This is a genomic window from candidate division WOR-3 bacterium (genome assembly GCA_039801245.1).
Classification (GTDB): domain Bacteria; phylum Hydrothermota; class Tepidihabitantia; order Tepidihabitantales; family Tepidihabitantaceae; genus JAOABP01.
Map to the genome: position 1 here is coordinate 1 of JBDRUF010000058.1, position 10,873 is coordinate 10,873.

The 10,873-nt window shown below is 51.5% G+C and carries 12 protein-coding genes; 5 read left to right on the top strand and 7 right to left on the bottom strand.

Features of this window, described 5'->3' with window-relative positions:
* Positions 1-1,419: polyribonucleotide nucleotidyltransferase (locus tag ABIK47_07475; GenBank protein MEO0020453.1), on the bottom strand; the 1,419-nt coding region annotated here is incomplete at its 3' end.
* A 3-nt stretch (positions 1,420-1,422) separates the two neighbouring features.
* On the bottom strand, positions 1,423-1,692 hold the full coding sequence (rpsO, locus tag ABIK47_07480) for a 30S ribosomal protein S15 (GenBank protein MEO0020454.1): 270 nt from the start codon (positions 1,690-1,692) through the stop codon (positions 1,423-1,425).
* 403 nt (positions 1,693-2,095) lie between these two features.
* Here rpsO and pruA point away from each other — a divergent pair, with 403 nt between their 5' ends.
* The 5 genes from pruA to ABIK47_07505 are packed head-to-tail and all read left to right on the top strand — an operon-like array spanning position 2,096 to position 8,835.
* On the top strand, positions 2,096-3,640 hold the full coding sequence (gene pruA / locus ABIK47_07485) for an L-glutamate gamma-semialdehyde dehydrogenase (GenBank protein ID MEO0020455.1): 1,545 nt from the start codon (positions 2,096-2,098) through the stop codon (positions 3,638-3,640).
* A gap of 9 nt (positions 3,641-3,649) precedes the next feature.
* Complete coding sequence (locus ABIK47_07490; GenBank protein MEO0020456.1) at positions 3,650-4,996, top strand: cyclic 2,3-diphosphoglycerate synthase; 1,347 nt, start codon at positions 3,650-3,652, stop codon at positions 4,994-4,996.
* Positions 4,983-6,506: a phenylalanine--tRNA ligase subunit alpha gene (locus ABIK47_07495; GenBank protein MEO0020457.1), complete on the top strand. Its 1,524-nt coding sequence runs from the start codon at positions 4,983-4,985 to the stop codon at positions 6,504-6,506. Before ABIK47_07490 ends, ABIK47_07495 begins: the two co-directional genes overlap by 14 nt.
* Positions 6,497-8,170 carry a phenylalanine--tRNA ligase subunit beta gene (gene pheT, locus ABIK47_07500; protein ID MEO0020458.1) on the top strand — a complete coding sequence of 558 codons (1,674 nt, stop codon included), beginning with the start codon at positions 6,497-6,499 and terminating at the stop codon, positions 8,168-8,170. The genes ABIK47_07495 and pheT overlap by 10 nt, the downstream gene beginning before the upstream one ends.
* Entirely contained in the window at positions 8,167-8,835 is a 669-nt protein-coding gene (locus ABIK47_07505; protein MEO0020459.1) for a hypothetical protein, read from the top strand. Before pheT ends, ABIK47_07505 begins: the two co-directional genes overlap by 4 nt.
* Here the strand turns inward: ABIK47_07505 and ABIK47_07510 are convergent.
* From ABIK47_07510 to ABIK47_07530, 5 genes are all read right to left on the bottom strand, one after another.
* Complete coding sequence (locus ABIK47_07510; GenBank protein MEO0020460.1) at positions 8,783-9,289, bottom strand: ferritin family protein; 507 nt, start codon at positions 9,287-9,289, stop codon at positions 8,783-8,785. The two genes, ABIK47_07505 and ABIK47_07510, sit on opposite strands and share 53 nt — an antisense overlap.
* Positions 9,290-9,401: 112 nt before the next feature.
* Positions 9,402-9,623, bottom strand: a complete 222-nt coding sequence (locus ABIK47_07515) for a hypothetical protein (GenBank protein MEO0020461.1) — start codon at positions 9,621-9,623, stop codon at positions 9,402-9,404.
* A gap of 12 nt (positions 9,624-9,635) precedes the next feature.
* Complete coding sequence (locus ABIK47_07520) at positions 9,636-10,181, bottom strand: DUF6036 family nucleotidyltransferase (protein ID MEO0020462.1); 546 nt, start codon at positions 10,179-10,181, stop codon at positions 9,636-9,638.
* Positions 10,162-10,371 (bottom strand): hypothetical protein, encoded by a 210-nt coding sequence (locus ABIK47_07525; GenBank protein ID MEO0020463.1) that lies wholly within the window; start codon positions 10,369-10,371, stop codon positions 10,162-10,164. Before ABIK47_07525 ends, ABIK47_07520 begins: the two co-directional genes overlap by 20 nt.
* A gap of 122 nt (positions 10,372-10,493) precedes the next feature.
* Positions 10,494-10,873 (bottom strand): hypothetical protein (locus tag ABIK47_07530; protein ID MEO0020464.1); only part of this gene is annotated, 380 nt, incomplete at its 5' end.

A 10,873-nucleotide genomic window follows, 5' to 3' on the forward strand; every position in this document is an offset into this window, starting at 1 on the left:
CTCACCCTCTTTGACGAGCCCCATCGCAATCCCTGCAACCTGCGCCTTCACCGGCACACCCGCATCCATCATTGAAAGCGAACCCGAACAGACCGAAGCCATTGAAGAGCTGCCGTTGGACTCCAAAATGTCAGAGACCACCCTGATAGTATAAGGGAAACTCTCCTCCTTAGGGACAACCGCAAGGAGCGCCCTTTCTGCCAAATCACCGTGCCCGATCTCGCGCCTGCCCGGACCCCGGAGCATTCTGACCTCGCCAACAGAAAATGGGGGAAAGTTGTAATGGAGCATAAAGGACTTCTTCTCCTCCATCGCCAGCTCCACATCGTCGATCACCTGCTCATCCGATTTCGTGCCCAAGGTGGTTGTTGCCAAGGACTGGGTCTGACCACGGGTAAAAAGCGCCGAGCCGTGCGCCCTGGGCAAAACCCCTACCGCACACTCAATCTCCCGCAAATCATCCATCCCCCTGCCATCAAGCCGCTCACCCTTTTCCAAAACCCTCCTCCTCACATCCGCACCAATAATCTCCTCCAGTACCGCCTGAATCTGCGCTCCTGCATCCGGAAACCTCTCCTCCAACTCCGCGGTCAAACTCCTCAGAAGTTCCTGCCGGGCAATGCTCCGCTGCCGCTTGTCCTTAATGTCATTAGTTTTTTTTGCCCGCTCCTCTGCCAAACGGAAAACCTCCTGCCGCAACTCATCCGCAACTAATGGGGTGTCAACGGTGAGTTTGGGTTTGCCCACCGCCGCCTGCAGCTCCTTCTGCAACTCAATCGTCTGTCTGATAACGGGCATTGCCAGCTCCCAAGCCCGGTCAATGTCCTCAACACTTACCTCCCGTGCCTGACCGGCAATGGTCATCACCAGGTCCCCCGCTATTCCAACAAAGAGCATTGACATCTCCGCCTCATCCAATTGGCTCATCGGCGGGTTGCAAATAAGTTTGCCATTAATTTTACCAACCCGACAGGCCCCAATAGGGCCAAGGAAAGGTATCTCCGAAACGGTCAGCGCTGCCGAGGCGGCAATCAGGCTCAAAAACTCGCTCTCATTCTCCATATCGGTTGAAAGGAGATAGGCGATAATCTGGGTCTCGTTACGGAAGTTGGGCGGGAAAAGCGGTCTGATGGGTCGGTCAATCAGGCGGCAGGTCAAGGTCTCCTTGTCCCTGGGCTTGCCTTCCCTTTTGAAAAAACCACCAGGAATCTTGCCCGCGGCATAGGCAAGCTCCCGGTAATCAACCACTAACGGGAAAAAGTCCTGATACCCCTCAATCGGCTCCTTCTGATAAACCGCGCTTGCCAGGACAACCGAATCCCCATAACGGGCTAAAACCCCACCATCAGCCTGACGGGCCACCCTGCCAAACTCCAACGACAGGGTCCGACCACAAACCTCGGACTCTACCCGGTGCATCGTTTAACCCCGGAGGCCGAGAGCGGTAACAATCTTCTCGTAGCGCTCCTGATGATGCCTTGCCAGATACTGCAAATGCCGGCGCCTCTCATTTACCAGTTTAATCAGCCCACGCCGGGAATGTTTGTCCTTCTTATGCACCTTCAGATGCTCGGTCAGGAGGTTGATTCTCTCGGTGAGAATCGCAATCTGCACCTCCGGGGAACCGGTGTCCCGCTCGTGCAACTGAAAGGCGCTTACCAACCTTTGCTTTTGCTCCTTAGTTAATGCCATTTGCTATGTCCTTTTTATATTAAAATACCCAAACCTTTACCAATGTCAACAACACCCAACACAAGAACCAAAGGCCAAAAAACCCGCCTCTTCCCTCCTCGGCGTTTCTAACCTCCTTACAGTTTAGAGCCCAAAAACAAAGATATTAACCCACCCGAACCCTGAAAATACTGCCTTTTATTTATAACCCCTGTTTTGAACAAGGGTTAAAACTCCTGCGCCGCATCAACCTTCATTTCCCCTATCATATCATTAGGGGGGTGACCCCCTGGGTCACTATTTGACTTTTAGCCCCAATCGGGTTATCCTTTTAAAAGGAAGGAAGTGAACAAAGGGTTGTTACATTTTACTGTTGTAAACAGGTTATCGGCAGAATAGTTTATTAAAAGAATCAGGAGGAGTTATGTTAACGAAATTTGCTAATGAGACTTATCTCGACTTTTCTCGGCCCGAAATCGGGCAGAAGATGAAACAGGCGCTGAGTGAGCTGAAGGGAAGAGCAGGTAAGGAGCATCTTCTTTTTATCGACGGTAAGTGGGTAAAGACCAAAGAAAAGTTTTTTAGTTATAACCCATCGGATAAGAGCCCAGTAGGCACTTTTCAACAGGGAACGGTCAAGGAGGCAGAGGCGGCGCTGAAATCTGCCTGGGCTGCCTTTGAAACCTGGCGGTTTGTGCCGGCGATTGAGCGGGCAGCAATATTTCTGCGTGCGGCAAGGATTATGCGCTCGCGCCGGTTTGAGTTTGATGCCGCAATGGTATTAGAGGTAGGGAAGAACTGGCTTGAGGCAGATGCCGACTTTGCTGAGGCGATTGATTTCCTTGAGTTCTATGCGCGGGAGGCGATTCGCTATGACCAGCCCGGCGGGGTAACACCTTATCCAGGTGAGATTCAGGAGGTCCGCTACATCCCCTTGGGCGCGGGTCTGGTGATTCCGCCCTGGAACTTCCCCTGCGCAATAATGGCAGGGATGACAACCGCAGCCGCGGTGAGCGGTAATACCGTTGTTTTGAAACCGGCATCAGATGCGCCCCTCATCGCGACGATGTTTGTAGAATGCCTTGAGGAGGCGGGTCTGCCCCCAGGCGTGGTTAACCTTGTAACCGGACCGGGTTCAACCGTTGGCAATTACTTAGTGGAGCATCCCAAGACCAGATTTATCTCCTTTACCGGCTCCAAGGATGTGGGACTGGGCATTATCGAGCGCGCGGGCAGGACCGCACCGGGTCAGATTTGGATTAAGCGGGTTGTTGCCGAGATGGGCGGCAAGGACTGCATCATCGTTGACTCTGAGGCGGATTTGCCCAGTGCGGTTGAAGGGGTCGTGGTCTCAGCATATGGCTTTCAGGGGCAGAAATGCTCTGCCTGCTCAAGGCTGGTCCTTGATGCCAAAATCTATGATGAGTTCCTTGATATGCTCATCGCCCGCGTGAAGAAGATTAAGATGGGACCGGTGGAAGAACAGGAAAACTGGCTCGGACCGGTGATAAACCAGAGCGCCTTTAAAAAGATAATGGACTACATTGCCGTGGGCAAGAAGGAGGGCAGGCTGATTTGCGGCGGCAAGGGCGACGAACGCAATGGCTATTTTATCCAGCCGACCATATTTGCCGATGTGAAGAGAAATGCGAGAATCGCCCAGGAGGAGATTTTTGGACCGGTCTTGGCGGTCATCAAGGCGCGCAACTTTGCCGATGCGCTTGATATTGCCAACTCTACCGAATATGGCTTGACCGGCGCGGTCTACACCCGCAACCGGGATAAAATTATCCGCGCCAAAAAGGAGTTTCATGTTGGCAACCTCTATTTCAACCGCAAGTGCACCGGCGCTTTGGTTGATGTCCAGCCGTTTGGCGGGTTTAATATGTCTGGCACCGACTCCAAGGCGGGCGGCAGGGACTATCTCTTGCTTTTCCTGCAGGCAAAGTCAATGACCGAAAGGTTCTAAACCTGGATTATGCGTAAGCGAGTAATAATAATGGGCGCTGCCGGCATGGACTATCACCTTTTCAATATGGTCTTCCGAGACAATGAGAAGTATGAGGTGGTTGGTTTCACAATGGCGGCAGAGCAGAACCTGGGTACGGTGGGCAGGTTGCGCACCTATCCACCACTCCTTGCCGGCAAACTTTACCCAGATGGCATCCCAACATATTACGAAAAGGAACTGCCTGAACTCATCCGCTCACTCAAGGTTGATGAGGTCTATTTTGCCTACTCTGATGTCAATCATAACTTTGTGATGCATCGGGCATCTGAGGTATTGGTCGCGGGTGCGAGGTTCTGCCTTATGCCACCAAGACTTTTGCAAATCAAGGCATCCAAGCCGGTCTTTGCGGTATGTGCGGTGCGTACCGGTTGTGGCAAATCCCAGACATCTCGTCGGGTTTATGAAATCTTGCAGGGAGAAGGTTTAAAGGTTGTTGCGATTCGCGAACCGATGCCCTATGGCGAGCTTGAAAAACAGGTGTGGCAGCGTTTTGCCAGTTATGAGGACCTTGACCGCGCCAATGTCACAATTGAGGAGCGGGAGGAGTATGAACCTTATATTGAACAGGGGATGGTAATCTATGCTGGCTGCGATTATCAGGAGATTTTAAGGCATGCCGAGGCAGAAGCCGATTGTATTGTCTGGGATGGTGGGAACAACGAAATCTCCTTTTATGTCCCGGACTTACTGATTGTCATTACGGACCCTTTGCGAACAGACCACACCCTTTCTTACCATCCTGGTGAGGTGAATCTGATGATGGCTGATGTGGTGGTGATTAACAAGGAGGATTCGGCAAAACCCGAGGCAATCAAGAGGCTCAAGGAGTTAATCAAGGAGACAAACCCTAAGGCGATAATCGTTGACGCCGATTCCCCATTAACCGTTGAGAAACCAGAGTTAATCAAAGGCAAAAAGGTCTTGGTTGTGGAGGATGGACCAACCGTTACCCATGGCGAGATGCCCTATGGTGCGGGCAGGATTGCTGCTGAGCGTTTTGGCGCAGGGGTCATTGTTGACCCGAAACCCTATGCGCGGGGGAGTCTGGCTCAGGAGCTTGTTCGCAGCAGGCATCTTGACCGGGTCCTGCCGGCAATGGGTTATTCAGCTGAACAGTTAAAGGAGCTGGAGGAGGCAATCAATCGGGCTGATTGCGACATCGTCATCAGCGGCACACCGATTGACCTGAGCCGGCTGATAAAGACCAACAAACCTGTTGTCAGGGTCCGTTACCGGCTAAAGGAAAAGTCCCAGCCTGACCTGAAGGAGATTATCACCGAATGGTTCAAGCGAAGGCGAAATGAAGGAGATTGAGTCAAAAATCCTTGCCCATCTCAAGGAGGATAAGCAACACCGGCGAAGTGTGCAGGAACTTACCCGCATCCTGGGTATTGACCAGTCCCTGGTGATGGCAGCAGGCACAGAGTTGGCGTCGAGAGGCCTGGTGAAGATTGAGGAGGAGCATTATGATGAACTGGGACGGGCAGAGAGATGGAACGAAAAACTTCCCGAACGTGAGGCACTAAAGAAAATCTCCTCTTCTCTGACGACCGATGAGGAGAAAATCCCCATAGCAAAACTGCCTGATATCCTTAACAAGGATGATGTCCGCTCTGAGATAAAATGGCTTCTCCGCAAAGGGTGGTTTGTGCGGGAAAAGGAAGGTTTGACCCTGACAGAAAAGGGTAGACAGGCTTTAGCCGGAAAGATGGAGCCTGATGAAATTGTCGTTGCCAGTCTCAAAGAAAAGCCAGTGACCGTTAACGAACTGCAGGAGCGGCTTAGCGGCATTGATGTTGAAAAAGGGGTGGCGCTTTTGCGCGGCAGAGAGGATATTGTCCGCATCAAACGCCGCGTTGTGCGCTGGCTCGTCCTTACTGAAAGCGGGCTCAAGGAGGCAGAAGGAACCAAGCAGGAGACCACCCGCGAAATCACCCAGATAACCCCTGAAATCTTGACATCGGGCAGGTGGCGTGAGGCTGCGTTCAGACGGTATGATATCTCCCTCCCTACCAAAAAGGTGTATCCCGGCAAGGAGCATCCTTTGCAAAGAATCATCGCTGAGGTACGCCGGGCATTCCTTGAGATGGGTTTTGAGGAAACCACCTCCCCAATCGTTGAAACCGCATTCTGGGACTTTGACGCCCTTTTTCAGCCTCAGGACCATCCTGCCCGTGAGATGCAGGACACATTCTATCTCGCCCAGCCTCAAGAGGGCAAACTGCCGGATGAGAGCCTTGTCAATCGCGTTGCCCTCACCCATCAGAATGGCGGCGATACCGGTTCTAAAGGTTGGCGCTATTCCTGGGATAAAAGGGAGGCGAAAAGGCTACTTCTGCGGACCCACACCACTGCAGCCACAATCAGGGCTCTCGCACAAAACCCATATCCACCCCGCAAGGTATTCTGCATCGGCAAGGTCTTTCGCCGGGAAAATATGGATGCCACCCACCTGCCTGAGTTCATCCAGATTGATGGCATCATCATTGATGACCAGGCTTCACTGGTAACCCTTTTTGGCACCCTTAGAGAATTTTATCGTAAGATGGGCGCAAAGGATGTCCGTTTCCGCCCCTCCTATTTCCCCTATACCGAACCGAGCGTTGAGGTCTTTGCCCACTTAGGCACACTGGGCTGGGTTGAGATGGGCGGTGCCGGTGTTTTCCGAGAGGAGGTAACAAAACCGCTTGGCTGCCCAACAAGGGTCCTTGCCTGGGGTCTTGGGCTTGAACGCTTGGCGATGATGCGCTTCGGTGTTAACGACATCCGTAAACTCTACTGGGCAGACATCAACTGGCTAAGGGAGGCAAAACTTTGCCGGTAGTCTCAATTCCAGTAGACCTGCTCAGCCGGCTCATCGAGAAACAACTTTCCAGCGAGGAACTGCTCAGGGTTCTTTCTGAACTTGGCTGCGATGTTGAAGGAGTGGACCCCACAACCAACTCTCTCAAAATAAATCTCCTGCCTGCAAGACCGGATATGTTTGATATCTGCGGGCTTGCCCGTTGCCTTAAAGGCTATCTTGGTATCTCAACCGGTCTGCCCCAGTATCAGTTTAAAGACTCCGGCGTGCGGGTCGTGGTCAAGCCTGGGCTTGAGAAAGTCCGCCCGTTCATCTGCGCAGCGATTGTGCGCGCAATCAAACTTGATGAGGAACTGATCAAGGTAATGATGGATTTGCAGGAAAACCTGCACTGGGGTCTTGGTCGTGACCGGCGCCGGGCATCAATCGGCATCTATGACCTGAATACCGTTGAACCCGACTTTGTCTATCAGCCGGTCGCGTCCGAGGGAATAAAATTCATCCCCCTTGGGGAAGACAGACCTTTCACACCCGCAGAAATCCTTAAGTTTCACCCTAAAGGTCAAGCATACCAGCACCTCTTGCAGGGCTTTCCTGTTTATCCCCTCTTAACCGACAGAAATGGTTTTGTCCTTTCCCTGCCGCCCATCATCAACAGCGAAAAGACCAAGGTCACCTCAACAACAACAGACCTTTTCATTGATGTTACCGGACCTGATGAATGGGCAACAAACAAAACCCTTTGCGTGATTTGCGCCACATTCGCTGACCTTGGTGGAGAGGTTCAGACGGTAAAGATTGAATACCCTGACGGCAAAACTATTATCACCCCTGATATGCAACCCGAGCAAATCACCATCTCTTTTGCCGAGGCAGAAAAGGTCATCGGCATCAACCTGACCCAAGAGGCGATGATTCAACTTCTGCAAAGGATGCGCTATGATGCCCAACCTGCTAATAACAACCAAATTCTGGTCACTGTCCCGGCATATCGTTGCGATGTGATTCACCCCTATGATGTGATTGAGGACATCGCTATCGGGTATGGCTATCACCGGCTCCAGCCTCAACTCCTTGGCACTGCCACGCCCAGCAACCCCTTGAAAATTGAAGAGCTCTGCCAGTTGTGCCGCAGGGTGATGACCGGTCTTGGCTTCATTGAGACCCTGAGTTTGAACCTGTCCAGCCCTGAGGCGCAGTTTGACCATTTGGGAATAAAAGATGATGGCAAAACCATACTACTTGAGAACCCGGTCAGTGTTGAACAGCGCATCCTGCGCCGGCATCTCCTCTTTGGCATCCTTGAGACCCTGAAACTGAATTCGACCCAGACCCTGCCCCAGAAAATCTTTGAAATCGGTGATGTGTTTACGATTAAACCTGATAATGAAACCGGTGCCGATGAAAAACGGCATCTTGCCATCGGAATGGCAGATTCAAAGGTTGGCTTTGCTGAACTGAAGTCGGTGATAGAGGCTCTGGCAAGGGAAATGGATATTGAGATTGTCTTCACCCCTTTTGACCAGGCGCCATTTCTTGCTGGCAGATGTGCCCGCCTGACAAAACCGGATAAAACCCCTGTGGGCATCTGCGGCGAGGTCCATCCGGAGGTCCTTGAGCGGTTCAATCTGACAGTCCCGGTTGCCCTTGCCGAGATTGACATCCAGACCCTATTCTCCCTATGAGTGCGAAAAACAAAAACTCAAAACCACCAACCCTGCAACTGCGCTGCCCCCATTGCGGCGAACCGATTGTTGCCAACCAGGAGCGCTGCTTTGCCTGCGGCGAAAAGATTCGCTTAAAGAGGCTCGGCGGCAACCTGCCGGTTGACTACCGCATCTTCATCCTCGCCGGTGTCTTAATCCTCTTCAGCCTCATCGGCATCCTCACCGTCCTTCTGCGTCCCAAAAAGCCCAAACCGGCAAAGCCGGCTGCCCTTCAGGTAGAGCAGAGCGTTCGGATTCAGGACTCCTTGCGCCAGGTCAAAACACCTAAACCGGAAACCCCAAAAATTCAGGTAGGCAGCGAAGAGGTCATGCGCGCCCGCGACCAGCTGCAAAGGCTCAAAATCCGCTATGAAAAGGTCAAGTCCCAGGTCCTGGGTGAAAGCCCAACCAAAGAGCAGCGCGACCTGATGAACCAGATTCAGCGGGAGATGGGCGCCTTGAGCGCAAAAATCTCAGAACTCAGCGGCTCCCTCACACCAGAGCGCAAAAAGGAACTTGACAAAGAGATTGCCGAGCTGCAACGCCAAATTAACAACCTGATATCAGACTTTGCCCGTGCGCCCAAAGCCCCTAAAAAGGCGCAAACCCAGCCTGTTCCCAGTAAAACTCCCGCAGGTAATTGAACTGCTTCTGCAGGGCAGCGAGATGGGTCTGTTCCCAGCGCACGAGCGCAAGGAAAAACTCCTTTGCATCCGGTTTTTCCGCCCTCTTTGCCAGCTCCTGATAACGGGAAATTGACGCCTGCTCCAGCGCCAGCCCCACCGAAAGCGCGCTCATCTCCCAGTGCGCGGATTTCAGCCGCCCCTTAATCTCCTCAGAAAAGATTGGGCTTGCTCCTTCAAGGTCAATTTTAGATTTGTCTGTAAGCGGCTCAAAACCGGAATTATTAAAGACATTCTCAAACTGGCGCCTGAGATACTCAAGATGCCTTCTCTCCTCATCTGCCAGCCTTAAAAAGACCTCCTTACCCTGCGGGTCAACCGTCTTCTCAGCCGCGGCTTGGTAAAACTCAATCCCGGTCCGCTCCGCAATCATTGCCTCCTTCAGACCGGTGAGAATATCTTGATTAACGCTCATAAATATAGAATACCCAAAACCAGACCCGAATCAAATTATTCCACCCCTCTCCAACAAAAACCCAGGCTCAATCCCAAAACCGCACCAAAAGGAGGAAAGGAAGTATTCGGAATTATTTGACCAAGAGCGAGTCGGGCTGGGTGAGCATTTTATACATCAGTTTGAACTTCGGGTAATTGGCAAAGAAGATTACAAAGACGGCAACGAGTAATATCAGGGTGATTAGCCAGATGATATTAAAACTCCGGCGGTGCAAATGCTCCCTTCTCTCAATATTCCTGAAAGCCCGCAGGATCTTCTGTGCCTTCTCCTCATCCGGCAGGTGATTTTCCATAATCAAGAAAATTTAACCGGCGATTTTCTGGAATGTGTTCAAAAGCCCTTTACCGAGAGTGCGGTCAAAAAGCCCAAGCCACTTTTCAATATACTCCCGGTCATAGCGAGGATTTTTCAAGAGAATTGTCCGGACATCCTCAAGGTCTCTATCCCTGCCCGCAAAGATTTTATGAATGACCACATCCTCAAGTGCGGCAAAACGGACTTCGGCGGTTCCAATTCTGACCGCAGTTGCCCGTGCAATTGCCTGGCGTTCATAGGGGGTAAAGGAAAAAATAAAGTCAACCCTTATCCCGGTGCTTTCATCCGCGACTGGCAGCACCATCGTCTCTTTGACGAAACTCTCTAATTCCTGAACAAGGGGGGTGAGCGTGAGCCGATTTATTACCCCAAGAATGGTTGATAGCCCTTCCAAGCCGCATCCGAGGGTGATGTCAATATCGCGGGTGGTTCTGGGTTCACCATAGAGAAGCACCGCTTGACCGCCAATGACCATATAAGGCACGCCGGCATTGGCAAGTTCAATCGCTATCTTCTCAAGGAGTTTCTCGAACACTGTTGGCAAAGCGGGCGATTTGGATAACGGTCTCAATGCCTTCAAGCGGGTCTTTGGGTGGCCAGACACCGAACCGCACCGCCTCCTGATAAAGCGCCTCGGCAATGCGCAAATTCTCTTTATAGTCTGGCTTTGTTCGGGCAATCAGTTCCTCCTCAAACCGCCTTAAGAGTTCGCTGTTCTTCACCATTAGATATTATACTATCCTTACCAGGGAAAACAGTCAATAACAGCCGCTGCCAGCGACCGGTACCCGGCGATAACTGCTTGTCAAGCAGGATTTCCCCTGGAAGAGTGTATGAGCGCTAAAGCCTATTTAGTAACTATAAACTTTCTTCTTTGATAATAATCCCCCTTGAGAACTAAAAAATAGACCCCGCGGTTTAAATTGTCTATCCCTGTTTGCCTTCCAGTTGCATCATAAACACCAACATCGTCTAACTCGCGGCTTCTAATAGTCTCTCTTAATCTTTTACGAGATGTTATGCTCGCTACTCTTGAGTTCCCTAATAAAGGCTGGTTCTCTGATATGCCGGTTGTCTCACCTATAACAAAAACCGTCTCGCTCATCAAGTTATTATCCGGGTTAGAATCGATAAGAGGGATATAATAAGTTATTACATTCAAGCCGCTGTCCTGGTTTCTTACAATCCAAGAAGGAAATTCAACGAAAGCACTATCAGGAGTGAAGT

What these genes read in the sequence shown, in the direction of transcription:
- rpsO (MEO0020454.1), bottom strand. Translation starts at nt 1,692, where the DNA reads ATGGCATTAACTAAGGAGCAAAAGCAAAGGTTGGTAAGCGCCTTTCAG.
- pruA (MEO0020455.1), top strand. Translation starts at nt 2,096, where the DNA reads ATGTTAACGAAATTTGCTAATGAGACTTATCTCGACTTTTCTCGGCCC.
- ABIK47_07490 (MEO0020456.1), top strand. Translation starts at nt 3,650, where the DNA reads ATGCGTAAGCGAGTAATAATAATGGGCGCTGCCGGCATGGACTATCAC.
- ABIK47_07495 (MEO0020457.1), top strand. Translation starts at nt 4,983, where the DNA reads ATGAAGGAGATTGAGTCAAAAATCCTTGCCCATCTCAAGGAGGATAAG.
- ABIK47_07505 (MEO0020459.1), top strand. Translation starts at nt 8,167, where the DNA reads ATGAGTGCGAAAAACAAAAACTCAAAACCACCAACCCTGCAACTGCGC.
- ABIK47_07510 (MEO0020460.1), bottom strand. Translation starts at nt 9,289, where the DNA reads ATGAGCGTTAATCAAGATATTCTCACCGGTCTGAAGGAGGCAATGATT.
- ABIK47_07515 (MEO0020461.1), bottom strand. Translation starts at nt 9,623, where the DNA reads ATGGAAAATCACCTGCCGGATGAGGAGAAGGCACAGAAGATCCTGCGG.
- ABIK47_07525 (MEO0020463.1), bottom strand. Translation starts at nt 10,371, where the DNA reads ATGGTGAAGAACAGCGAACTCTTAAGGCGGTTTGAGGAGGAACTGATT.